Origin of the sequence: Planktothricoides sp. SR001 (assembly GCF_001276715.1) — a bacterium.
Taxonomy (GTDB): domain Bacteria; phylum Cyanobacteriota; class Cyanobacteriia; order Cyanobacteriales; family Laspinemataceae; genus Planktothricoides; species Planktothricoides raciborskii.
This window is the reverse complement of sequence record NZ_LIUQ01000026.1, coordinates 58,705-84,741: the sequence shown is the minus strand read 5'-3', so window position 1 is coordinate 84,741 and position 26,037 is coordinate 58,705. Positions and strand designations below refer to the sequence as shown.

The 26,037-nt window shown below is 41.7% G+C and carries 17 protein-coding genes, 1 tRNA gene and 1 pseudogene; 10 read left to right on the top strand and 9 right to left on the bottom strand.

Going from position 1 to position 26,037, the window contains the following annotated elements:
- Window positions 1-525: 525 nt before the first annotated feature.
- The 5 genes and pseudogenes from AM228_RS16185 to AM228_RS16165 all read right to left on the bottom strand — a co-directional run bounded on the left by AM228_RS16185 (window position 526) and on the right by AM228_RS16165 (window position 6,139).
- Window positions 526-1,527, bottom strand: coding sequence for a zinc-dependent alcohol dehydrogenase family protein (locus tag AM228_RS16185; protein WP_054467137.1), 1,002 nt, complete (start codon window positions 1,525-1,527; stop codon window positions 526-528).
- Window positions 1,528-1,902: 375 nt separating this feature from the next.
- Window positions 1,903-2,469 carry a 3'-5' exonuclease gene (locus tag AM228_RS16180; protein ID WP_054467128.1) on the bottom strand — a complete coding sequence of 189 codons (567 nt, stop codon included), beginning with the start codon at window positions 2,467-2,469 and terminating at the stop codon, window positions 1,903-1,905.
- A gap of 223 nt (window positions 2,470-2,692) precedes the next feature.
- The gene (locus AM228_RS16175; RefSeq protein ID WP_054467127.1) at window positions 2,693-3,922 is read right to left on the bottom strand and encodes a DNA cytosine methyltransferase; all 1,230 of its coding nucleotides are present in this window, start codon (window positions 3,920-3,922) and stop codon (window positions 2,693-2,695) included.
- Window positions 3,923-3,929: 7 nt separating this feature from the next.
- Window positions 3,930-4,556 (bottom strand): annotated as a pseudogene (locus tag AM228_RS35330) (Eco29kI family restriction endonuclease).
- A gap of 110 nt (window positions 4,557-4,666) precedes the next feature.
- Complete coding sequence (locus AM228_RS16165) at window positions 4,667-6,139, bottom strand: GTP-binding protein (RefSeq protein ID WP_054467126.1); 1,473 nt, start codon at window positions 6,137-6,139, stop codon at window positions 4,667-4,669.
- A gap of 575 nt (window positions 6,140-6,714) precedes the next feature.
- On the opposite strand from AM228_RS16165, the gene AM228_RS16155 reads away from it, so the two are divergent.
- Window positions 6,715-8,598: an NACHT domain-containing NTPase gene (locus tag AM228_RS16155; RefSeq protein WP_054467124.1), complete on the top strand. Its 1,884-nt coding sequence runs from the start codon at window positions 6,715-6,717 to the stop codon at window positions 8,596-8,598.
- Between the two features lie 203 nt (window positions 8,599-8,801).
- Here AM228_RS16155 and AM228_RS16150 read toward each other — a convergent pair.
- Window positions 8,802-8,873 (bottom strand) — tRNA-Met (locus AM228_RS16150).
- A gap of 345 nt (window positions 8,874-9,218) precedes the next feature.
- On the opposite strand from AM228_RS16150, the gene AM228_RS16145 reads away from it, so the two are divergent.
- From AM228_RS16145 to AM228_RS16125, 5 genes are all read left to right on the top strand, one after another.
- Window positions 9,219-9,791, top strand: a complete 573-nt coding sequence (locus AM228_RS16145; protein ID WP_054467123.1) for a Uma2 family endonuclease — start codon at window positions 9,219-9,221, stop codon at window positions 9,789-9,791.
- A gap of 826 nt (window positions 9,792-10,617) precedes the next feature.
- Entirely contained in the window at window positions 10,618-11,892 is a 1,275-nt protein-coding gene (locus tag AM228_RS16140; RefSeq protein WP_072160798.1) for a serpin family protein, read from the top strand.
- 183 nt (window positions 11,893-12,075) lie between these two features.
- Window positions 12,076-14,103, top strand: coding sequence for a DUF3352 domain-containing protein (locus AM228_RS16135; RefSeq protein ID WP_054467121.1), 2,028 nt, complete (start codon window positions 12,076-12,078; stop codon window positions 14,101-14,103).
- A 486-nt stretch (window positions 14,104-14,589) separates the two neighbouring features.
- Complete coding sequence (locus AM228_RS16130) at window positions 14,590-15,300, top strand: alpha/beta hydrolase (RefSeq protein WP_082348913.1); 711 nt, start codon at window positions 14,590-14,592, stop codon at window positions 15,298-15,300.
- 102 nt (window positions 15,301-15,402) lie between these two features.
- Window positions 15,403-16,041 carry an alpha/beta hydrolase gene (locus tag AM228_RS16125; protein WP_082348912.1) on the top strand — a complete coding sequence of 213 codons (639 nt, stop codon included), beginning with the start codon at window positions 15,403-15,405 and terminating at the stop codon, window positions 16,039-16,041.
- Between the two features lie 124 nt (window positions 16,042-16,165).
- Here AM228_RS16125 and AM228_RS16120 read toward each other — a convergent pair whose 3' ends face one another.
- On the bottom strand, window positions 16,166-17,359 hold the full coding sequence (locus AM228_RS16120) for a M20 family metallopeptidase (RefSeq protein ID WP_054467118.1): 1,194 nt from the start codon (window positions 17,357-17,359) through the stop codon (window positions 16,166-16,168).
- Window positions 17,360-17,852: 493 nt separating this feature from the next.
- On the opposite strand from AM228_RS16120, the gene AM228_RS35325 reads away from it, so the two are divergent.
- Window positions 17,853-18,032, top strand: a complete 180-nt coding sequence (locus AM228_RS35325) for a hypothetical protein (protein ID WP_231636825.1) — start codon at window positions 17,853-17,855, stop codon at window positions 18,030-18,032.
- Window positions 18,033-18,145: 113 nt separating this feature from the next.
- On the opposite strand, the gene AM228_RS16115 is transcribed toward AM228_RS35325, so the two are convergent.
- The gene (locus AM228_RS16115; RefSeq protein ID WP_197285317.1) at window positions 18,146-19,252 is read right to left on the bottom strand and encodes a DNA methyltransferase; all 1,107 of its coding nucleotides are present in this window, start codon (window positions 19,250-19,252) and stop codon (window positions 18,146-18,148) included.
- 802 nt (window positions 19,253-20,054) lie between these two features.
- Between AM228_RS16115 and AM228_RS16110 the strand changes: the two genes are divergently transcribed.
- From AM228_RS16110 to AM228_RS35320, 3 genes are all read left to right on the top strand, one after another.
- Window positions 20,055-21,467 (top strand): folate/biopterin family MFS transporter, encoded by a 1,413-nt coding sequence (locus AM228_RS16110; protein ID WP_054467117.1) that lies wholly within the window; start codon window positions 20,055-20,057, stop codon window positions 21,465-21,467.
- A gap of 87 nt (window positions 21,468-21,554) precedes the next feature.
- Window positions 21,555-23,072, top strand: coding sequence for a carotenoid oxygenase family protein (locus AM228_RS16105; protein WP_054467116.1), 1,518 nt, complete (start codon window positions 21,555-21,557; stop codon window positions 23,070-23,072).
- 194 nt (window positions 23,073-23,266) lie between these two features.
- Complete coding sequence (locus AM228_RS35320) at window positions 23,267-24,046, top strand: hypothetical protein (protein WP_231636824.1); 780 nt, start codon at window positions 23,267-23,269, stop codon at window positions 24,044-24,046.
- A 94-nt stretch (window positions 24,047-24,140) separates the two neighbouring features.
- Here the strand turns inward: AM228_RS35320 and AM228_RS16095 are convergent, their stop codons facing one another.
- Window positions 24,141-26,012, bottom strand: a complete 1,872-nt coding sequence (locus AM228_RS16095) for an ATP-binding protein (protein WP_231636823.1) — start codon at window positions 26,010-26,012, stop codon at window positions 24,141-24,143.
- Between the last annotated feature and the right edge of the window lie 25 nt (window positions 26,013-26,037).

Genomic DNA, 26,037 nt, shown 5'->3' with positions numbered 1-26,037 from the left:
GCAATTTGATAAATAAGCTTCTTTCAGAGAGAGAAACCGATGCTATTGGTTGAGCGATCGCCGATGCTTTTTTGTCCTTTGAGAAATTGAACCCTGGTAATCATCTAAATTTTTTTTCATATTATCTATACTCCAAGGTGTATTTTTTAGATCCAAATTAATTTTTCAGTTTAAATAAAGTACAGCAAAAGCATTTCTTTGAGATTTCTAGGATTTTCAATTATTTTCCCAAAAATCAGGATAACTTGCAGTTATGAATTGCTCAACGGCTCTGCCATCTTGAGGCAACTTGGCACAAATTACTCTTGACAGGCTCTGTGGATGCGGAAATCTGATTTTTTCAATGAAATTTTTATCACTCTATAGCTATAGATATATATCCTACGGAGAATTTAGGCAAGTTATCTCAGAAAATCTTTATATTTGTGGCTATCTGATTGGTTGTTGATTATTAGTTATTGGTTACTTTTTATTTAATCAAGCATCACCAATAACCAATAACTAATAATCAATTACGAAAAAGGTTTAACTGTCCATAACCAAAACCAATTTACCCGTTATGGAACCTTGCTCTAACAAAGTATGTGCCTGTGCTGCTTCTGCTAAGGGGAAAGTCTTGGTTAACTGAATTTTTAACGATCCTTTGTCGATCATGCGGGCACAATCTCGTAACATGGTCGCCTGATCTTGCTGGTAGTGAACATTATTTTCCAACATGGGGGTCAGCATCAGTTCTATGCTCATCCGCAGATTGCGATTTCTGGCAACAGTCCAGTTGGTGCTCGGATCCGGGGACAAAATTGTTACGATATCGCCATAAATTTTGACAGCGGGAAAGGTTTTTTCAAATAGTTCACCACCTACGGTGTCAAAGGCGATATCTACTCCTTCGCCGTGGGTCCATTCTAAGACCGCTTCGACAAAATCTTTCTGTTTGTAGTTGATGGCTAGGTCTGCCCCCATGTTGCGGACAAAGGCGGCTTTTTCCTCGGAGGAAACGGTGGTGCAGACTTCAGCCCCTTTGAGTTTGGCGAGTTGGATGGCAACGTGACCGACGCCCCCTGCCCCGGCATGAATTAAGACTTTTTGACCGGCATCGATTCGGGCGCGATCGTAGAGGGATTCCCAGGCGGTGATTAGGACTAAGGGCGCAGCGGCAGCTTGGGCAAAGCTGACGGTGGTCGGTTTTTTGGCGACAAACCGTTCATCGACTACGGCATATTCGGCATAGTTACCTTTTGACCCACCGAGTCCACCTTGGCAGAAGTAGATTTCGTCCCCGACTTGGAACCGTTCCACCGCTTCCCCAACGGCTTCGACGACTCCGGCCCCGTCACAGCCTAGAATAGTTGGGGTTTGGTCGGGGTAAAAGGTGCCGCGTTTGCGGAGTTTGGTGTCAATGGGGTTGATTCCGGCGGCATAGAGGCGCACTAATAGGTCGGTGTCTTTTTCTATTGTGGGGCGGGGCACTTCTTGCAGTTGCAGCACTTCTGGCCCCCCCGCTTCGGTCATTACCACAGCTTTCATGGTTGGTTGTTTCTTTTTTGCCATAGTTGTTTCTGGGGCTGGCTGATTTATGAGTTTATGGTACATTCATCAGCGATCGCCTCTGCGAGATTTTTTTTAGATATTTATTTTGAGGTATTTGTGTAGGGTGTCGCCCTTCGCCTGGCTCAGGGTAAGAGGTGTCGCCCTTCGGCAGGCTCAGGGTAAGAGGTGTCGGGTTTACAGCGCTTTTCTATTGAATAAACCACAAACACCTGTAGGGGCGAAGCATTCCGGCAGACAAATTATGACTTAGAATATTAACTGTAGGGGCGAATGGCCATTCGCCCCTACGCTTGGGCGCAGGCCTGATCGTGGTTTAGTAATCTGAAAACCGCTGTACAATTACACCTACATTTAATGAAAGTTTTGATTTCTGGCTTTGAGAATTAAATGAGATAAGATTTTGGCAATATTCCAAGCATCATCAATGCCTCGGTGGTGGGTTCCTTCTAAGGGGATATTGAGCATTTCTAGGGCTTGACTCATGCCTACCTCTTTGGGCAAATCATAAATAATGGCGAATAAGTTTTTGACATTGATATGTCGCGGGTTAAAGGGATATTTAACCCCAAAGGCTTGACATTGTTTGGTGAATTGGGTGCGATCGTATTCGCCGTAACTAGCCCAAATCCGGTCAGGGGCATGATATTTTTTCTGGAGAATTTGGCAAGCTTCCGCAAAGGGGATTCCTTGGTTGACTTGGGCTGGAGTTATGGTGGTTAATTGGGTGCAAAATTCACTGACCGTTGAGCGAGTGGGTTGGACTAAGATGCTATCTTTTTCTAAAGGTTGACCGGAAGTAATTTCTAGGGTGGCAATGCCAATTTCTATGATTTCACTTTCTTGTCCTGGGGGAATTTTTCCTGACCAACAAGTTACTTCAATGTCAATTACTAGGATGCGATCGCGTTTGATAGACATAATTAAGGCAGATTCCCTGCGACTAAAATATAAAAAAATTTATACCATTTGCCAAAATTTATGCATCAATAAGTATTGATATTGTAGGGTGGGCAAAATTACACGATCATATATGGTAGGGTAGGTAAAGGTTTTTGCCCACCCTACGAATTTTATGGGCTGATTTGCCACCCAATCCAGAACCCAATAAATCGGGTTTATTTGTGGCATTTCACCGTTAACTTTAATATTTACAACAGAAACCCGGTTTCTGAACTTCTCCCACTTGAACCAAGCGATCGCCCACACTTTGAGCAATAATTTCTGATAAAATCACGGGGACGGCATTGCCCAACTGACGCATAGATTCTGTCCAAGAACCTGCGATTAAATAATCATCGGGAAATGTTTGTAATCGAGCACTTTCTCTGACGGTAAAATATCGCAGTGAACCATCGGGGAGTCGCAGCATATTTTCACCACCAGGTACACCATGATCTCCCGCTTTGAGAGTTTTTGCCGGTTCATCAATTAAGCTACCCGTATGTCCGGGGTATGATTTCGCCCCCAGTCGCAAATCGTGATTAAAAATATTTGCTTTGTTCCCTTCTATTGTGGGATCGGGCAAATCACTAATGGCATCTCGGACTGTTTGCCAAGGACGGATCAACCGATCGCTAAAAAGCGGTGGAGATACTCTAATTTGCTCAATTTTTCGCTGATATTTTTCCGGTGGCTGTGGTCTTTTTGACCGAGGAATTTGGTGTTTTTCCCAATAGTCACCTGTAACCCATTGACTGCGTAATAATTCCTCATGGGAATGCGTCGGTTCGGGAAACGACCATTCAATTCCTAAATCACTTCTGAATCCCACAATAAATAGTCTTTCCCTGGTTTGGGGTACTCCATAATTTGCCGCATTGAGCGATCGCCATACCACATTATAAGTAAGCTCTTGACTAATGCCTCTTTTATGGATATTCTCTAATCTGGCTAAATGTTCTTGCCAAGATTCATCTTGCCCCCACATCGTGATAGGATAGGTTAATTGTAATAAAATATAGGCGAAATATTCCGCAAATGATTTTCTTAAAATTCCCTTGACATTTTCAAAAACGAATCCATCAGGTTTTAGTTCGCGAACTGCCCGGATTGCTTCAGGAAACATATCTCGGCGATCGGAATTGCCATGATGTTTTCCCCCGATAGAAAAAGGCTGACACGGTGGCCCGCCAGTAACTAAATGAATGGGACGGTTAATCTGGGCATAATCAAATGTTCTCACATCATCAGGATAAATTTGCCCATTGGCAATTAAGTGAATGTGATGGTTTTGGTTTCTGGTTAATGTTGCCAAAGCATGAGGATTCCATTCAATCAGAGTATGGTGGTTAAACCCGGCTTTACCAAAGCCTAAAGTCATCCCTCCTGCCCCGGCAAATAGTTCAACGACGTTGAAAAGTTTTTCGCTCATCAATTCCTCACTTTAAACTGGTACAGTAATTCTCAATTTTTATTAAAATATCATAAATGTTTGGGGATTGACCTCGGAGCCGTTTTGCCCAATTTCTGCCCGGATGAATTACGTCCCATTCCGATTTAGCTTGCTCATATCGTCCTTTTCCTGGGTCATGGTTCCCAAAACCGTCAATTACAGAATTCCACAAAGGCTTGTATAATCGGATCAATGCGGCTTCAACCGTGCCAATTAAATTACTTTCCTGGTCATTCAAAACCATAAATCGGCAGCTAAAGTCAGACAAAATTAAGTTTTCTCCTTGTTCAATACTCCGAGAATGTTCTCTGAGTCGAGCATATAAAGCCGGAGAATTATTATCTGTGATCCGACCTTAACGCCAACCAGCCGGAACAGCTTTTCCTATATAAATTGGTAAAATAAATTTCTCTCTATTTTGATCGGCGATCGCTTGATAAATTGGATGATTACCCGACAAATATAACCCATAAATTCCCGTACCATTGAATTGCTTTGTCGGAGGCAGGGGTTGCACGGGAGTTTCTTGAAAAAACGTGATTGACTCTTCAATTAACTTCTGAAAAGCCGGAGAGCGAAAAATATGATTTTCTAAATCAAAATTTTCATCCATAAATAAATAGTCTGTGAAAAAAAACAATAAACCGGGTTTCTGCATTCACGAATTTTAGCCAAGGTTTATTAAAGAAACCCGGTTTCTGAATTTCTGGTTTCTGATTTACTTTAATCTAGCTCTAATTTCTGCCCAAATAATTTATCTTGTAATTCGGCTTTGATTCGACCCATAATTGAGGTTTCATCGAGGGATTCAATAATCCGACTCACCACCGCTTTTGGTCCATCAGGCCCCCAGGATGCCCCATTCGCGAGATAGGCTTTTGTGACTTGACCGATACCGTAGGAGGACACCCCAGCTACTCCGGCTTGGGTGATGGCCACGGAAAGATAGGGGGCTAAGGAGGCGCCACCTGTGGCGGGGGCAGCAATGCCCAATAAGCCTTTGAGGGAGGATAGTCCCAGGTTGGCTAGGAGTTCGCTGGCGGTGATGCCACCCATGCTGAGGGCGATTTTTTGCAGCAGGTTGATGGCGCCCTGTTGGGTCATGGGAATGCCGTAAAGTCGGGATAAGGTGAGGATGGTGGTGACATCGATCGCCGCCCCACTGAGAAGATCGATGATGGTGACGGGGTTGAGGGCTACGGCTAGGGCTTTGGCGATCGCGGCATTCCAGATAACTCGGTTGGCGGCGGTTTCCCGAATTTTCATTTTTCTTTCGACTAATTGCTCATTCACTTCTCCCGCATACAGCATGGTATTTAAGGCGACCAAAGATTTACCTTCTCGGTCTAATATTTCTAATATTTTTAACTTTAATTCCTCAATTTGTGGCTGTCCCCGTTCCATTTTTACCCCAAAAGTGCCATCGGGTCTTTTAACCGCCGTGGCGACTAAAGGTGCGGCGGCAGCCATGACAATTTCATCGGGAGATAAGATTTCGCGGACTCGGCGATCGCGAATAGTTTCATAAATCGCTAATCGGTCAGCTTCCGGGTATTGGTCGATTTTATTAAAGACTAATAACATCGGTTTTCCCGCATCTCTGAGTTGGGAAAGGGCGCGATATTCGACTTTGGTAATATCCCCCGCACAAGCAAATAAAATTAAATCTGCTTTCGCGGCTAAGTTCCGTGCTAAAGTTTCGCGAGTTTCTCCGTCTACTTCATCAATTCCCGGAGTATCAATCAATTCTATTTGAGAATTCCCCACGCCAGAAAGGGTTAATTGAGTAATATTGCCGCGATCGCCAGAAAATCGATCTAGTCGCCAATTCACTCCTTGAATAGTGCGTGTCACCCCATGAATTGGCCCTGTTTCAAAGATATTTTCCCCGACTAAAGCATTCAGTAAAGAAGATTTTCCCCGTCCCACCATGCCAAATACTGCAATCTGAACTACGGTGCGTTCTAATTTATCCAGCATGGTTTCTAAGCCGCTAATTTCTGACTCTAACCCCTCCCGTTCTTTGGGGGTTAAATCAAGATGAATGACTAATTCTCTTAGGGAGTCTTTCGCTTGTTTATAGTTCAGGTCGGCTTGAATATCCGCAAAAGTTAAAATGGCTTCTTCCAGTTCCCGGTCTTCTGGATTTGTTTGGCCATTAATTGCACTATCAGAAAGTGGTTCAGAATTAGACATAGGATTCGTTTTTATATCTCCCCAAACCTCCCGATCGCTTGATAAGCTTAGAGATTTGTTTCTGGATTACAGGAAATTGGTATAATTTATTATAGCGTTTGATCGAGCAATTTAACCAATTGCCGTTAAAATCGTTGTATTTGCCTAGATGTAGTAGGGGCAAAGCATTCGCGCCTAAAACCATTGTATTTTTCGTATAAATATATCCGCGAATGCTTCGCCCTTCGGACTATATTTATATACAGCATAAAACCGTTGTATTTGCGTATATGTAGAGGCAAAGCATATAGCCTTTGGCATGGCGAAAGCTTACCGGAACGAAAACGATTGTATTTGTCGTAGAGGTATATCCGCGAATGCTTCGCCAGGACGGGTATATTTATATACAGCATAAAACCGTTGTATTTGTCGTAGAGGTATATCCGCGAATGCTTCGCCAGGACGGGTATATTTATATGTATATTTATATTATTTATATTATTTATATCCATTAGATATCCCAATTTGCTATTCCCTGGAAAAATCGGGCAATTTCTGACCCTTGAGGTTGCCCTGATCGCTCAAGTTATTTTAAAATGAAAGTAAATTACTCAAATTATATTGGAGAAATAATTATGAGCAGCGATCGCCTGCTAGAAATTATGCTAAAAGCCATTCATCTAGAAGTTGAATCGCGACTTCACCAAGCTTTACATCAGCGAATTTATCAAAGAAATATCGACCCAAAAACCAAACCTTGTCCTCTAGATATTCCTGGAAAAATTTACCGATATCGGGGAAATAAATCAGAAGCAACGCTGTTAAAATCAGCCAATATTGCCGAAATTTTGGTTGATTCGTCAATTCCCGAAAAAATTTTGATTCGGGGGGTGCAGGGTTCGGGTAAAACTACGTTACTTTTACAGTTAGCCAAGGAATTGCTCAACCGGGCAATGAACAATTCAGGTGTACCATTGCCAATTTTACTGGATATTTCCTCTTGGCAAAATAACCAACCGGCGATCGCCTCTTGGATTCTGTCTATGCTCAAACTAAAATATCACCTAAATCGGCAAACGGCCAAAAATTTACTTAAACCGGATCAAGTGATTATTTTATTTGATGGATTAGATGAACTAGACGACCATGCAGCGGATAAATTTATCCAACAAATAAATCACTTTTTATGCCATCATTGGTCAGGAAGCTTAGTGATTTGTGCGGGACTAAACCCGCAGCAAACTCAGCTATCTATTGTTAATATTGATCGTTGCATCGACTTACAGCCCCTCACCCTAAACTCGGTTTATCATTATTTAGTCCAAAGTGACTGTGAATATTTATGGAATGGCATTCACCCAAATCCTAATTTAACTCAAATTGCCGAAATACCACTATTTTTAAATTTAATCATTATCGCCGCTAGAGAAATTAATCTCCCAGAATGGCAAGCGGGTAAAAATCAGTCAGAAAGACTTAGCTATCTTTGGGATGCTTATGTAAGAACAGGTCTAAAAATTATGCATAAAAGTGATAATCACACCGAGGAAAAGTTATCAAAAAAAGATATGTTTCGATCGCTTTCTTGGTTAGCGCAAAAATCTCTTAACCAAAAGCAACCGGAATTTTATCATTTAGAAGATAGCTGGCTAGAAAACCCGTTAGAAAAAATTCTCAGTATCTTAATTATGGCGTTAATTGCTGGGGGAATTGCCGGGGTAATTTTTTGGGTAATCTTCGATCGCACCTTTGGATTTGTCTTTGGGGCAAGTCTGGGAGGCATCATGGGAGTCATTGCCGGGATTTTTAGGCAATATTTAATTCCCCCAAAACCGGCTTTTTCTTTTACTCAACAAAACTGCATCATAGCCGCAGTAGGAACCCTGGTATCTGCGGTAATTTGTGGCGTAATTTCCGGGAATATATTTGGGCAAATTTTAGGCAAAGATTCGGGACTAATTTATGGATTGCTATTTGCCGTCAATGGTGGGTTAATTTTTGCCCTTGTAAGCTTGTTTACCGGAGGATTTTCATCAACCGAATCACAGCTACTTTACCAAATTAGAGGCGGCGATCGCCCCGCAAAACAATGGCTAAAAAATTTACTGCCATACGGCACAATTACTCTGCCAATGGGCATATTTTGGTTATGGATTCTATGGATATTACAAGGGAAAAACTTTCAAGGGTGGCAACTGTGCATTGGTGGTATGGTCATCGGTATTTTATTAGCGATCGCCTTTGGGGGAATCGCAGAAATTCACCAATTTTCCCTACATCTAATTCTTTGGTTTAACCGGCGCATTCCTTGGCAATATCGGCAATTGCTCAACGATGGCAAAACCTGTTTATTTCTCCAACAAATTAAAGGAATCCCCAGCGGTCGTCAGCGGAGTTATAACCATTTTGCTTATCGCTTCATTCATCCACTTTTCTCTCAGCACCTTGCCCATAAACTGATGACCAATCAAAGAAAATAAGCCGCCAGTCTATTGCCATTCGACGATGTGCTTGCTGCGTTTAGAGCCAAAATATAGCAAAATTGTAGCAAAATCGTAACAAAATCTCCCTAAGCCTTGCAGATAGGGAGTTTCACTTTTTAAAAGTATAAAAACCGTAACAAAATCGTAGCATGGTGCGGGACAAAAAAATACCGCAAGGGCTGAAACCCTTGCGGTGTATATGGCTCAGGCGTGATTTGAACACGCGACCAAGGGCTTATGAGTCCCCTGCTCTACCACTGAGCTACTGAGCCTTGTTTTTTAGAACCTTAACTATACTAGCACATTTTTTCTAAATGTCTAGAGTTTTGCCAAAAATTTTTTAATTTTTTTTCAATCGCCTAAAATCCTATCCGGTTAATAGTTTCAGCCTTTACCAACCGCGATCGCCCCCCGGAAAACCTGGGATCCGAAACCAGATCAGATGTATTCGCCTTGATTGTGGGTCTGACCCCGCAACATGACATTCTTCGGTTTTGCACCAGAATCTGGTATCTTTGGGGACTGGTAGATGCAAAACCGTAAATTTTTAGATAAACTAAATTAATCTAAATAGATTGCCTAACAGTCCTCAAATTTTCATCCATGATATGAGATTCATGCAATTAAACTTAACAAATCTGATTGATTTAAACGATAGGGAATTTCTGGAGATTTGCCGAACGAACCCAAATTATAAATTTGAGCGCACCGTTGAAGGAAGCTTATTGATTTTTAATCAACCAGACCATCAAACTCAACAGTGGAGTTGGGCGATCGCCAGTCAAATTTGGACTTGGAATCAACAAACTCAGTACGGCGTCATTTTCGACGAAGTGACGGCTTTTAAATTGCCAAATGGCTCGATTCGTAGTCCTAATTTAGCGTGGATCAGCGCCGAAAGATTTTCTCAGTTCCCTAGAACAAACCGGGAAAAGCTGATTCAATTATGTCCTGATTTTGTCTTAGAGTTACTGGACTCTGATGCTAATTGGGCTAGACTTCAGCTAAAAATGCAGGAGTACCAAAATCAGGGGGTTAAGTTAGGCTGGTTAATCGATCCAATGCTGAAAAATATTGAAATTTATGCCCAGGGTAACTCAATTCAAAGAAAGCAAATGCCGGATTTTTTATCTGGCGATAATATTTTATCTGGCTTTGTTTTAAATATGAAGCAAGTTTTTTTGAGGTAATTATTTACCCATATAACAGGATAAAAATCATTATATAAAAAATAACTAGATTTAAAAATATGGCTATTATGGCTATTTATTGTTTAGATATAAAAAAATAAATTTGGAGTTTAACTATACATTTAATTAATGTTAAATTATCACAAAAAAGCTGCTTTTTATATTTGATATATATTGTGAAAAACTCTCCGTTAGATTGTTTGGCAATGTTTGGCAATATTCAGTCTGAGATTAGTCTGAGATTGGTCTGAGATTGGTCTGAGATTGGTCTGAGATTGGTCTGAGATTAGTCTGAGATTGGTTTGAGAATCGATCGTTGATCCGGTTTGCTGGATTGAGGGCAAGAAGTCTGCCCCATGACTGATAGAGAGTTGAGGAGTCCCATAGACTTGGAAACAATTCCTTTTCCTTTAGCGTTATCAGTTGGAAAATGCTACAGTTGATTCTGTTGAGCCGTTGCAAGCAGCCAGTTGGTTAGAATCGGATAGGGTGTTTAGTTGGGGGAAAGTCGCTTCTGATCAATGGACAATCTAGATGAAGTGGCTGATTTTGACGGCGATCGCTCCGTTGCGATCGGCAGATTAGCCTTTCGGCACTCTCGCTGATGCTCAAACTTTTCATCGTCATCGCCCCCGGTTTTAAGCTCAGACTTTTCAGCCGGGAAAGACCGCTGACATTTGCCTCAAAAACAGGGTGTAAATTGAATCAAGGACAAGCGGAGATTGCCCGGACACTTTCCTTTAACAAATCCCAAACAAAATATTCAGCAAATATTCAGCAAATATTCAGCAAATATTCAGCAAATATTCAGCAAATATTCAGCACTATGAAATATTTAATCACTAGGTTAGCGACAATTGTCGCTGGTTTACTCACCTTGACTTATCAACCCGGTTCAAGGGATAGTTTTCTGAGTTTTTCTGTAACCAGTAGTGAAGAAATTGCTTCAGAAATCAAAATGATCGATCCTGATGTGACTACAATTGCTGATGGCAATAATCGCTTTGCTCTTGACCTCTATCAGCACTTATCTCAAACCCAAGGAAACTTATTTTTTTCCCCTTATAGTTTGTCTACAGCTTTGGCCATGACTTACGCAGGCGCTGCCGGACAAACCGCCGAAGAAATGGCAGATTTGCTACATTTTCGTTTGCCATCACCGGCGATTCATTCTGCTTTCAGTCAATTGGCAAACCTGATTGCTTTGGACAAATCAGCCGGATATAAACTGCAAATTGCTAATCGACTTTGGGGGCAACAAAATTATGGTTTTTTAGCAAGTTTTATGAACTTGACCCAAGAATATTATGGATCACCTTTTGCTGAAGTAGATTTTCAACATCAGCCAGACCTGGCTCGCGATACGATTAATGAGTGGATTGCTCAAAAAACTGAAGAAAATATTAAAGATTTAATCCCGGAAGGGGTCTTGAATAATTCTACTCGCTTAGTGTTAACCAATGCTATCTATTTTGAGGGCAATTGGCTGTCACCTTTTCAGAGCCAATACACTGAAGAAAATTTATTTACAACCGAATCTGGTCAACAGGTTATTGTGCCGATGATGTATCAAAAAAATCGCTTTTGGTATGGGAGTTATGATGGAGTAGAAGTTTTACGATTGTTTTATGTAGACTATGGATTATCAATGTTGATTTTGTTACCAAATAGCCTAGAAAGATTGGGGCAATTAGAACAAAATCTCAGTGTAGAAACGTTACAGCCGTTTATTAACTGTGCGGATCAAGAGTACATGGTAGAGTTATGGCTACCCAAGTTCAAAATGACTGCTGAATTTGATCTGAAACAAACTCTTTTCCAAATGGGAATGGCAACTGCTTTTAACCCAGAAGCAGCGAATTTTGCTGGGATGAATGGCAACCCTGGCGACCTTTATTTGTCTACAGTTGTTCACAAAGCTTTCCTAAATGTTAATGAAGTGGGGACAGAAGCAGGAGGTGCATCAGGGGTGATTGCCGCTAGTCGGAGCACGGCTCCGACAACCACTTTTCGTGCTGACCATCCATTTATTTTTTTAATTCAAGATAATGAATCGGACAGTATTTTATTTATCGGTCGGTTAATGAATCCTTTAAATTAACATATGGCTTCCAGGGGACGATTCTCGCAGAAAATCACCGTTTATATTAAGAAATGATTACATAAGAGCCTGGGTTTTCAGGAATTGATTGCGAAACCGGAAAACGGATGCTAGTCTGACAAATATGCTAGTCTGACAATTTGAATTACAAGGGAGAGTCATCGGGTGATCAATCGTGTAGCAATGCCATTGGTTTGTATTTTAGGAATACAATCGGGATATGCGATCGCCCAAGCCCAACCCACTGAGGCACCAGGGGCAGTGCCAGTCCCGCCGTCGGTGACTCAAGTTTTGCCCGCGAACGTTACTGGGGTGATGCTGTTCAATAACCAGCCCCAAGCCTGGGAAAATGTGAGTCGGTTTTTACCCCTCCCCGCAGACTTTGCCCCTCCTGGCTTTGTCCCGCATCTCCCGCCGGAAATTAACTTTACGACACAGATTAAGCCCTGGTTAGGAGATTGGACGGCTCAGGTTTTGATGCCCAATTCCCAGAGTAGCGCCTCCCAGAGTGGCGCCGATAGTCGGGCTGACAGTCCAGCCAGTCATCGCACTTTGACCTTGGCGCCGGTGACTGATGCGAGCCCCTTGCCGCAATTTATCGAGCAAGTCAAGCAGCAGCGATCGGCACCCCCAATCGAGCAAGAATACCAGGGGGTGAAGATTTTGGTCTGGCCAGAAACAGTGATTCCTGCCCAGCAAACTAGGTCGCCGTTGCCCTCAGAATCCTCAGCATCTTCTGAATCGAATGAATCGAACTCTCCGGGTCACTCTGCGGGTCAGATTTTTTCTCGGAGTTTAGGGCCAAAGATGAATAAAGTTGGCCCCATTTTGTCTCACCCCATGTTCTCTCAATGGCCGTCTTGGGAAAAATTGCTCAAATCTCAGTCTCAGTCAATTCTTGGTCAGGGTTTAGCCCCGCAAACCGGGAGCAAGAGTCTGCCGATCGCCCCCTGGATGGCTAATCAGGAAAATAGCCTGCCAGAAGCGATTCCACCACAAGTGACTCCGGGCTTGGCGATCGCCGTGGTGCCTGGATATTTGGCAGCAGCGGCAAGTCCAGAGGCGATTAAACAGTGGTTGGACAGTCGCGATCGGGGAATGAAATTAGCGGAAAGTCCCAATTTCCAAAGAACTTTAGAAAATCCTGATTTTAACCGATCGCTCTTTGTTGGTTATGGGGAAATCTCTGGATTAGCAAAAAGTTTTTGGGATCAAACCTTTGACCCCACCGGCTTACCTTTTCCTGTAGCAATCCCCAATATCCAAGACTTACAAAATACCCTAGGATTACTCGAAGAAACTTATAGTAGTGCTGAAGTTCTGGCTTGGTTCCAACCGGAAGGATTTCGGGCTCAATATCGGGTTTATTATCAAAACCCCATTGCCACCAGTGAGATGAATTCCGTCGGCGATGATATTTATGGTCAAATCCCCGCAGCAACCTATTTTTCTTTATCGGGAAATAACTTAAACCAACTCTTTTTAAGGTTCTTTCGTGGCTTATTAAATCAACCAGCGATCGCTGAAGTTTGGTCAACCCTGAGAAATACAAGTGACTCGATGGCCACAAATATGGAAGGAAATATGATTCCTTGGTTAGATGGGGAATATGCGATCTTTTTATTTCCCTCAACCGGAGGATTATTTCCCGCCTTTGATCCCCGACTTCAGCTTGCCCTGGGGATAATTTTAGAAACAAAAGATCCAGCCGCTGCCCAAACAGCGTTACAAAGATTAGATCAATTGGTGGTGCGATCGTCTGAGCAAAATATTACCCTCAAACAGGAAATTATCAATGGTCAGACGGTTACAGAATGGCAAGTTTTTAACCCCCAAAGACAAGCAATGGAGAGCTTATTCTCCTATACTTGGTTAAATCAACAAACATTGCTGGTCGCCACGGGATTAACCCCTTTAAAAGAACTACATCCCCAACCATATTTAAGTCTGGATCGAGCCTTTAACTTTACCACCGCTACCAGCCCACTGCCTCGTCCGAATCATGGTTATTTATATCTAAATATTGGCTCTTTATTGTCATTAGTTAACAATTTTTTAGATTCGCAACAAATTAATAACGATATGCTGCTTAATTTAGGCACAAGCATTTTAGCAAATATTAGAAGTATTACCTTAAGCACTTCTTCAACAAATATCAGTACCCAATCCGATATTTTCATGGTATTGTCTCCGCGTCGCCGCTTTCCTTAACCCTTCCCTAAAAATTAACCCCCTGAATTTGATGTAGTCAACCTAATGCAGGGAACAACTAGATAGACCTAGGCGTCTTGATTTATCGTTATCTAAAGATTTATGGCGAATTGCAGCATTTTGTGTAGGAGTTTTCCCATCAGAAAATTGGGATTCTAGAACGCTATTCTAGAACCGCACAAAAAAATTATCTGTGTCCAGCAACTTTTTTTGAAATTTTTTGAAATTTTATGAAAAAAAGTTGACTCTAGAATGTTTCGTGGCACAATAGCAAGATAAACTGTATAGCTGGGATAGAGGAAATTTATTGTCCTACTATTTGGATTCACAGACAACCTGAGCCAGAACTGAGATGAGTGACCTTAATCCGTATCACACGAGATATTAACCTAATTTTGTGGTCAACGGAAAATTTGCATAAACTCTCGGTAAAACTGGCAAGTAAAACTGGCAAACAATTTGCAATAAACTCTCAGGAGTCTACCCATGAACATAAAATATCGGAGCGACTTCATGCAAAAGCTTCGTCCCAATACCCAATTTTTTCAAACAGTCGGAAAAAGATGTTTATCTTTGTTTCTGGCTTTTGTGGTTGCGATCGTTGCCACTTTTTCCTTTAATACTCAAAACGCTCTTGCGGCTAACGAAATCAATCTGATTTATCGAGGAGTCCGTGAAGTTATCACATTACAAGACCTCGAAAATTTCGTCCGCAGAGGTTCACTTCCTGATGCATTAAATCGCTTAAAACTCAGTGGTGATGAGATTAGCATTCTCCGTGAAGCTTTAGGCCAAGAAATTCCTCTGCCGAAGAAATTTGTTGAAAAATTTCTCAGCAGTTCTATCGGACAATTTATCCTTTCTCGCATCGATCCCGTGATTGGTGACGGCACGATGAACAGTGTAGAAAACTTGGCCGACGGTTTCTTGAATGCTGCCGGAAATGACCAAATCAATTTGTTAGAACTTTTTGAGTTTTATCCCGCCAGCCAGATTTCCGTTCAAGGAGAGCTTGTGAGCGATGCGGTTAACCGAGTTCGTTTGATTGCCGATACAGTGATTCCCCTGGCGGAAGTGGTCAGAGGTTATATGTACGACATCGTATGTACCGATGACTTGTTTGGCTATCAACCTGATACTCAAATCCCCGATATTCTCGCTGGCTCTCGTGCTGATAAGTTTAGTTGGCTCAAATAAGTCAGGCATTTGAAATCTCAAAAGTCGGGATATGGGAGAACCCAAACTCCCGACTTTTAAATCAGTGAAAACTTCGCTGAATTTAGTATCAGGAGTCTATTCATGAAGTTTCCTTTTAGTTTTCTTAAAAGGGTGGCGAACAAGTTGAGAAATTTACCGCAAAGACTCTATAAATTCGTTGCTCTCGGAATGGCAGTCTGTTTAGTTACAACTTCTTTGGTGTTTATTCAAAGTCCCCAGACTGTTGCTCAAACTGTGGTGCAACAAGTAACTTTGACTTATGGACCACAAAAATTGACCATCCCCATGTCTGAGTTAGAGACTTTTGCTGAAACTGGCGAAGCCTCGAAGGTGATTCGATTTATCTCTGGCTTTGTTAGTGATGATACAGAGATGTTTAGAACGGCACTGACTCAGAAAGTGACCGCTCCCAGTCCTATGTTTTTGAATCAAGCAATGGACTTCATTGTGGGAGAGTTGTTTCTTTTTGAAATTGGCCAGGTGATTCATACACCTTCTCGGAAAAATGTAATTGAGGCGTTGCGTTCTTCCATTGGTTTATCGGTTCTAGACGATCGCCAAGTTTCTTTGTTGGAGGTGATTGAAAAATATCCCGCTCAAGAACTGTTTATTGATGCCAAGAAGCTGAATCAAGCCTCTAAATATATCACATTCTTGGTGAATGGAGCCGAAAAAGGCTTAATGTTTGTCCGAGAAACTTTGGGCGACTTAATCTGTTAAGCGTTCAGCGGTTTCTAGTCTAAATTAAAAATCACCATTGTTAAGAAAAAAGCCGATTGTTTTTTATCAGCAGTCGGCTTTTTTTTATCCCATATTACGATTTCATATAATTTTATGAGGATGATTATTTTTGCGCCCAATGCCAATATTTATACGCGGCATAAGCTAGGGTGACAATTCCCGTGACGATCGCGGATTCATCAATAGGATCGAGATTAAATTGGGGGTGATGTAGGGGATGATTGGATCGCTCTGGATGACCTACTCCCAAGCGGAACATCATTCCCGGTGTATGTTGCAGATATACGGAAAAATCTTCTGCTCCTAAAGATGCTTCTGGTAATATCTCAATGCAAGAATTGCCCCACGCTTCTTCGGTGGCACTTTGTACTAACTGGGTCAAATTTGGGTCATTAAATACTGATGGCACTAGCCGTTTGTAGTTGACTTGATATTTGGCCCCGTAGGTTTGGCAAACATTGGCCACAATATTTTCAATCCAGTTAGGCAGTTCCGCATGGGTTTCTGGATGCAGCGATCGCACCGTTCCCAGCAACTGCACCCGATCGGCGATCACGTTCGGTGCCCGTCCACCGCCAATTTGTCCAATGGTCAGCACTACCGGACGCAGGGGGTTGTGAGTTCGGCTAATGGCTTGTTGTAGGGTGGTAATCACCTGGGCGGCAATCCAAATCGCATCGATCGCCTCATGGGGACGGGCGCCATGTCCCGACTCTCCGGTAATCACAATTTCCAAGTCATCCGCAGCAGCGGTTAATGCCCCATGCCGAATGCCAATTTTACCCGCCTGAATACTGGGGAAAACATGAACCCCCAAAATCCCACTCACATTGGCGATCGCCCCATCTTTGACCATCCATCCTGCTCCTTGAGCAATTTCTTCGGCAGGTTGAAACAAAAACCGCACCGTTCCTGGCAACGGTTTTTCCAGTTGGGACAAAATCATCGCCGTCCCCAGTCCCAAAGTGGAATGCAAATCATGGCCACAAGCGTGCATCACCCCAGGTTTTACAGAAGCATATTCTAACCCCGTGCGTTCGTTAATGGGCAGCGCGTCCATATCGGTTCTGATGGCTAGGATGCGATCGTCCGCACCAGTGCCGATCAGTTCTCCGACCACTCCGGTTTTCCCCACCCCCTCCTGCACAGACAACCCGCAAGAAGACAGCACCCCGGCAATATAGGCCGCCGTTTCATACTCTTGGCCACTTAACTCTGGATGACTGTGAAAATGTCGGCGAATCTCGATTAATCTTGGTGCGAGTTTTTTGGCTAAGTCTTTAATTTGTTGGAGCATTGGTATTGGTTGTTAGTTTTAGTTAGTTATTGCGTATTTGTGATTATGATAAGGATTTTTCTCTCTCTGACCTCTGTGGTTAATTTTTACCATAAAAGCAGTTTAGAAGGTAATTTTAGCCTGACGAGTAGGATAGGTCTACCTCTAGGTAAAATCTAGCTTAGACCAGAAAATACGGTCAAAATAAAAATATTTAAGCATAAATTATCTATCGCATTTCGTCTATGACTATACAGATTATTGCATATAAAAAAATTTTTTCATAAAAATATCTGAAATATATCTAACAATATATTGCTTTTAATTAGTTTAATTATTTTTAATTTTTTTTATTTTTGTGAGAATCTAGAGTTAGATAAATAGAGGTTAATCATAATGTCTAAAACCGCCATTGCCGCCGCGATCGCTTCTTATTTTACCAACTTAGCAGCCATGAATCCCCCAATCCCCCAGCTTGGTTAGAAAAGCCGCAGATGCCATTACTTAAGATCCAGTGGGTAAACCTGGAAACCCAGTGCATGAAACTTATGAGAAGTTTTTCGGGTTATTGTCTAACTTTTTTGCCCAGATGACAATTACTCAAGATTATGTGGCGATCGCGGCAAATCAGGCAGCAGTAAAATGGACAGGTATTAGCAAAAAATGGCAAAACTGCCCAAGCGGAAGGCATTAGTATTTTTGAATTTAACCAGGACGGTAAAATTCAAAAGCTAAAGCTATCCGCATACTGGGATGATGATGGGATGATGGCACAATTAAGATAGATGCGATCGCGGTCAAAAGTGCTTAGAAAAACTCAGGAAATAAAGCTGATGCGCGTAAATCGTACTCTTGTTGAATCCGCATTTTTGCCAGTTCATAATAATCTGGGTTAATTTCTGCACTATAGCAATAGCAGCGACGGTTCTTTTTCTGAGAAGCGATCGCCGCAGAACATAAACCCCCAAAAGGTTCCCAGACTACATCCATCGGATCGCTAGAAGCCACAATAATTTGCTCAATTAAACTCAGTGGCTTCTGGTTAGCATGGACACACTTGGCTTGGGTATTCTTAAGACGTTCTGTTCCCCGAACTGCGGGAACTGACCAAACATTTGTCACCCCGTGGATGTGGTTCCATTTTGCTCGCATTCGTGACCATTCTTGGGCGGTGACAAATGAATTACCATCTAAAGAAAAATACGGCCATTTTGTTGGCTGACCATGTTCATTTGCATAAATTGCAATACGTTCCATCATTTCTGGTGGGGGAAAATCCCACAGATGATCTTTGGTAAAATATTTGCGAGTTGCGGCGTTTTTCACCCCACAAGCTTCATTAGTTTTAGAAAAAGGTAATCCAGTTCTTTGCCATTCATAACGTAGCCATTGTTGCATCGGTAAGCATTGACCATCCCCATTGGCTAATGTCACATTGCGGATATATTGCACGCAGATTTCTGTGACAATTGGAAAACGACGAATCGTTTTACTATTAACATTTCCGGCAATATGGGCAACTCCTTTATCCCAAACATTCACAGAACGATATTCCCATCCGTTTTTGGCCAAAATTGGATGTACTGTTGCCCAGCCAATTTCGCTACACCAAAACCATAAGGTTGTTTCTGGTAAAGCATAGCGCGACCAAGCCTCAATATGAGGGGCATACCAGTCTGCCAGATGGGTGGCTGTGGGTGGATCTCCAGGAAAAAGACCTAATCCATAAGCCCCATCAGAAATAATTACTGTGGGGGAAGGCCATAATGCATAGCGGGCGATCGCGTCAGCCATCTCAATTTGGATTAAACCGATCGCTATTGTCGGCACTTCCCCTGGAGAGGGGAAACTACTGTGCGATCGCTTCTGATGCCGATCGGTAACAACTGTGCGAACAGATTGGCAGTTGGTCATCTCAGTCACAATAAGTTTTTCTCTTAGTTAATTTTATCCGGGGAAATAGTCGATTTTTGACTATTCTAAAATCGACTATATGATGTCCATCGAGGTGAATTTGATGGAAAAGTCAATTTTTACACAAGAGAATATGGCGTTTTTTTAATTCAGGCGATCGCCAAGTTTTACAGACTTTGATTCGCCATCACCGAACAGTCCACTCGATTAGTTGAACCCTGCGGATGAGAAAATTTTGCCCTAACAAGAAGGGACGACATGGCGATATTAAAATAGGGCTAATTTCTGGTTTAAGCAATAAAAAAACCGCAGAAGTAAATCTGCGGTTCACTGAAGCATTGAAGTTCTAGATTCACTCTCAGTAAACTGGTATTAACAAAAGATAAAATCAAATAACGGATGCTACAGTGTGTCTATTAATAAAAATGTTGCAGTTGAAAGATTTGATTCTTATTAATCACTAATGTAGCAAAAGCTACTTGGTCTGTCAAGCACTATCGCGATCGCCACATTTCCTCCCCTGCAAGCTCAACTCCGAGGCAGGATTAATTCGCGAAAAGTCTTGCGTTTAGTGGATTTCAGCTTTTAATTTACCCAAAAAATTCAGGCAGCGATCGCTGCCTACGGGCTTTTTTCCCCTCGTGAGTGGGCGATCACCGAAGGTACTTATTGGCAAAAATTGCCATAAGTTACGGGCTAAAACGCTTATGTAGCAATAATTACACGGTTTTTACTATCCTATCACAATACAGTTCGTTACGATATGATATAAGTTATGTAAAAATGTTAAGAAATATTAACGATGTTCATCGCACCGAGTTATATAGACAAGTTGAAACAATCCGTAAAACAATCAGTTAAGCAAAAACTCTTGTTTGGCAACGAACCCAGCCCGGAAGTCATCGCCATCTTGTTGGTGTATTTCGTCCAAGGCATCCTGGGTCTAGCGCGTTTGGCGGTCAGCTTCTTCCTCAAAGATGAACTGGGCTTGGGTCCAGCGGAGGTTTCGGCCTTAACCGGCATTGCCGCCTTACCTTGGGTGATCAAGCCCTTATTTGGGTTTATGTCCGACGGCTTACCGATATTCGGCTATCGGCGCCGACCCTACATCATTTTGTCGGGATTGATGGGAAGCGCTGCCTGGGTCACACTGGCTACGGTGGTACATACCCCTTGGGCTGCGACGGCGGTAATGTTACTCAGTTCCTTGTCTGTGGCGGTTAGTGACGTGATTGTGGACTCTCTGGTGGTCGAGCGATCGCGCCAGGAAACCGCACAAAATGCCGGTTCTTTGCAATCATTATCCTGGGGAATTTCTGCCCTGGGCGGTTTAATCACCGCGTATTTTAGCGGGTCTTTGTTAGAACACTTCAGCGTCCAAACCGTATTTTTCATCACCGCCTCTTTTCCTTTATTGGTTTCAGCGGTGGCTTGGTTAATTGCCGAAGAAAAAGTTACCAGCGGTTCTGGACTGCAAAATATTCAGCAACAAGTCAGCCAACTCAAAAGTGCGATCGGGCAAAAAGCCATCTGGATGCCCACTGCTTTCATCTTCCTATGGCAAGCCACCCCTTCCAGTGACTCCGCCTTTTTCTTTTTCACCACCAACGAACTGGGATTTCAACCAGAATTCTTGGGTAGAGTTCGCCTAGTCACCAGCCTTGCCTCTCTCGCGGGAATTTGGTTATTTCAGCGCTTTTTCCGCACCATTCCCTTTCGGAAAATTTTTATCTGGTCTACCATTCTTTCCACCGCCCTCGGTCTGACCACCTTGCTACTGGTGACTCATGCCAACCGGGCGATCGGCATTGATGACCAGTGGTTCAGCCTGGGGGACAGCTTAATCCTCACGGTCATGGGACAAATTGCCTATATGCCCGTACTCATTCTCGCCGCCCGACTTTGCCCCCCAGGAGTCGAAGCCACCTTATTTGCCTTACTCATGTCCGTCAACAACTTAGCCGGAATGTTGTCTTATCAATTCGGCGCCTTACTCACCCATTGGTTTGGCGTCACCGAAAGCAACTTCGATCGCCTCTGGTTATTAGTCATCGTCACCAACCTCAGCACTCTTTTACCCTTACCTTTGATCAATTGGCTACCAGAAACTCACAGTCAAAGTATCGATCTACCAATCGGTAAACCTGGAGAAAATTCCTCTGAATCGGCGATCGATGAATCAGCGATCGAAGCAAAAATTCCTGTCTCTACCTAATCCCCAACTCCTCGTTCCTAGCTTAATTATGGGAACGAGGAAAAACCGTTACACCTTGATTATTTTTACACAACATAACTCACAACCATGCAAACTCAAGACCGTTTAACCACCAGCCAAAACATCAAAACAGAAATTAAACCCTATAATCGCCAAGACTGGAAAAGAGGCTACGAATCCCAAACCCAAGAAACCGACTATTGGATTGAAAATATTGAGGGACAAATTCCCCCAGAACTCAACGGCACATTATTTAGAAATGGCCCAGGATTAAGTGATGTCAACGGTCAGCCTATTGCCCACCCCTTTGATGGGGATGGCATGATTGTCAAAATTGCCTTTAAAAATGGGCGAGCCTATTTTAGCAATCGCTTTGTTCGCACTGAAGGATTTGTCAAAGAACAAGCCGCCGGAAAAATTCTCTATCGCGGCGTATTTGGCACCCAAAAACCAGGGGGCTGGCTGGCGAATTTATTTGACTTAAAACTGAAAAATATTGCCAACACCAATATTATTTATTGGGGCAACAAACTGTTAGCCTTATGGGAAGCAGAAGGACCCCATCGCCTCGATCCAAATACGTTAGAAACCTTGGGCATTGATGACCTAGGGGGAATTTTACAACCAGGGGAACCTTTTGCCGCCCATCCTCGGTTTGACCCCAGTTGTGCAATGGATGGCGGCGCCCCTTGTTTGGTGAATTTCTCCGTCAAAGCAGGGCCATCCACCACGATTACCATTTATGAATTTAATCCGAACGGAAAATTACTCCGCCGTCAAGCTCATTCTCTGCCTGGATTTGCCTTTTTGCATGATATGGCGATTACGGAAAATTACTGTATCTTTTTCCAAAATCCAGTTAGCTTCAATCCCCTAAAATTTATCTTAGGCTGGTCGAGTGCAGGGGAATGTATTCAATTTAACCGGGAAGCCAAAACCAAAGTGATTTTAATTCCCCGCAATGGCCAAGGAGAAGTGAAAATACTGGAAACCGAGCCTTGTTTTGTCTTCCATCATGGCAATGCTTGGGAAGAAGGCGAGCGGCTATTTATTGACTCGATTTGTTATGACTCTTACCCATCCTTAGACCCGGATATTGATTTTCGGGAAGTGGATTTTGAGCAATATCCTCCAGGACAGTTATGGCGTTTCCAAGCCAACTTAGAAACTAGCCAAGTAGAGCATCAAGTAGAGCATCAAATCTTAACCACTCGCGCCTGTGAATTTCCGCAAATTAATCCTAATAATGTGGGACGTTCCTATCGGTATCTGTATATTGGCACCACTCACAATCATAGTGGCAATGCCCCATTTCAAGCAATTCTGAAACTTGACCAAAAAACCGGAGAACAGCAAGTTTGGAGTGCTGCCCCCCGTGGGTTTGTCGGTGAACCTGTATTTGTCCCCCGTCCTGGCAGCAGTAAAGAAGATGATGGCTGGCTGTTAGTATTAGTCTATGATGCCGCCCATCATCGTTCCGATTTAGTGATTTTGGATGCGCGGAATTTGCATAAAGAACCTGTAGCCCGCTTGCATTTGAATTATCATATTCCTTACGGATTGCACGGCAATTTTACCTCGGAGTATTTTGGGCCTTTGGATTAATTCCTGGATTAATTGCTGGATTAATTGCTGGATTAATTGCTGGATTAATTTAATTCCCTAAGTCACTCAGCCAAGAAACTAAGAAACTAAGAAACTAAGAAACCGGGTTGAAAGCGATCTCGCACGAAGAGAAAACCCGGTTTTTTCACAAATACTTGGCTATGCTAAAATAATCGAAGAATCGCAGAAAATTGATGCAATTATGTTTTACTACTACGGACGTAAAAAGCAAATTGCCAAGCATTATCCGGCACCGAACTACTCAGTTATTGTCGAACCATTTGCCGGATCTGCTGCCTATTCCTTATCTGGCGATCGCTGGAAAAAAAGATGTGATTTTAGTAGAAAAAGATCCAAAAGTAGCGGAAATTTGGCAATGGCTAATCAATCAAGCTACTCCTGAGCGCATTCTGGCAATGCCAGACTTAAAAATTGGCGAAAAAAGTTCTGAATTTTTACAGATTATTCATGCCGCCACCAAAATGGCATTTCATTACAAAACTATTAAAGTAACCCCGGTACTCGCGAGAAATTGGCAAATCAGCAAAAAATATATGGCTGATAACTTATATAAAATTAAGCATTGGCAGATAATTTGTGCCGATTATTCAGAGGCTCCTGACATTGAAGCCACATGGTTTATCGACCCTCCTTATAAAGAAGATTCCGGCAAAGGCTATCGTTATAGCAGTGACCTAATTGATTATGAACATTTAGCACATTGGGCAAAAAATCGCCAGGGGGAAATTATCTTTTGCGAAGGTTCGCACGGAAATTATTTACCATTTCAGCCTTTATTAGAGTTGAAAGGAGTTGCCGGAAAAACCAGCAAAGAAGTGGTTTATTATCAGTCTTCTCATCTATGTAAACAACTTGATATAGCTATACTATTTGCTTGGGTTAAGGTGGCGATGATATGTTCACTGTTAACCTCAAACCCACAGTCAATTATAAAATGCGAATTAAGTTTATAAATCATGCTCGGTTTTGCCATATTTGTAACTTTAGGAATTATCCCTCATCTTTAATCAATTGACCGTGGGTTAAGCTAACCAAAGCTAAAGTTATCTAAGTATTATTTTTCTCATACTTCAACACTTGTTCTACTATGGATTTAAGCTCTATTATTGGTAGGGGTTGCTGTCGATGAGCACCAATTAAATAATAAGTTACTCCATAATAAACATTGGTTAGAAAATCTTTTAGTTGAATATAGTCACCATGATTCTTTTGTATATTTTCTCTGTCATCATAGTTAGCATCCCAACATACGAGAATATCAATATGACTTAAATCTTTTTTGTTATTTTTTATATCTAGATAAATATCTTTTAGGTTTTTCTTAAACTCTACCATAACGTCTGATCTGGCGACAACACCATCATATCTATGAAAAACTTGTTTTTGTATTCCTAATATATTGTCTGTAGAATATTCAGTCTTTTCATCTTGTTTTAAAGTATAACTAAATAGTCCATCATATACTTGGTAGCCGGAAATTATCTTAGGTTTATAGCCGATTAAAATATCTCGACTTAATAGTTCTATAAATAAGCTAATCACCTCTGATTCTTCTATGGGAGGGAAATATTGATGTTTTAGCTCAATATTAAATTCTTTTTTTTCGCTGAATTTATTCCGCAGTTCATCTCTAGCATTGTAGAGAGGATTGCTAATGCGAGTATCTACAGCACCCACAACATATCTTCGATACTTGATAAAGTTATGTTCACGAAGTAAATCATAGACTTTTTCTTTAATTTGTTTCATTCGATATGTACTTATCCCTTTTCTTCCAGCATCTAATTCACGCCGAACCCATTCATCTTGAACATCAACAATTACGGTATAAGGTAGATAATCACTATCTTCAAATGGATCTAGACATACACCAATAGGCATTCCTAGAATTGCCAACCACAAGCCATGTTCGACAGAAAAATCAAAAGAGTTACCATCTTTACCTCTAAATTTTTCATTGTACTCATTAATATGAGACTTGCTAGTTGCAGAAATCAATATTCTAGTATTTAAAGGTTGATTGCTTCCGATTGGTACATTTTGGATATGCTCATCTATTAAAACAGCTTTTCTCGCTGTATTTTGAGCATTATTGTCTAGTTTTTCAGTCGCTGTAATGAATTTTTCATATTCTTTTTTATCATAAAAAGCCTGGGAATACGGCACGATTTCACGGACAATTTCTCTCGTAGTTAAGTATCCTGTTTTAATTGTTATATTTTGCTGATTTATACTTAACCTAAAATTAAAACATTTGCTCAAATTAAAAATTGGATCCAAAAAACCTATAATAGTTTTTGTCCGTAGTACAGCCTTAATAGTTTCTTCTGATTCAGCTATGCGAAATGTTGCAGCCAAGCTTTCTTCAATCGTTTCATCAGGAAACTCAAGAGGAAATCTTGCTGTAATGACTGTTCTGCTTTCTTCCGTAACTTCTTCCGATTCTATATGATTTTCTTCCTCACAAGAGTTAGGAATGTCTGCTTGTTCATAAATAAATTTATATAAATCTTTATAAGTTCTAGAGGCTTTTCTCTTATTTCTGATACTTTCTATTTTTAAAAAATTTGTTTGAAATGCAACAAAAGTAAAACCAAATCCCATAAATCCAAACTTTCCAGAATTGCGTTCTCTTTTTAAGGATTTTCCTGTGACTAAAATTTTTGAAATTTCCTGTTCATCTATACCAATTCCATTATCATAAATGATAATTTCTCTACTGTCCGTATTAATTTCTAGTTGAATTATACCTTGGTCTATATGCTCTCCATATTTCTCTAAAATTGCATCAGCACTATTTTGCAGAAGTTCCGTATAAATATCCCATACGTGACGATAGCTTGATATGATTCGTTCTATGTTCGAGCGAATTTGACAATCTTCTTGTCTTGATAATTCTTCTTTCAGTATGTTACTCATATTTATCATCCTTGGCTTAATTAAC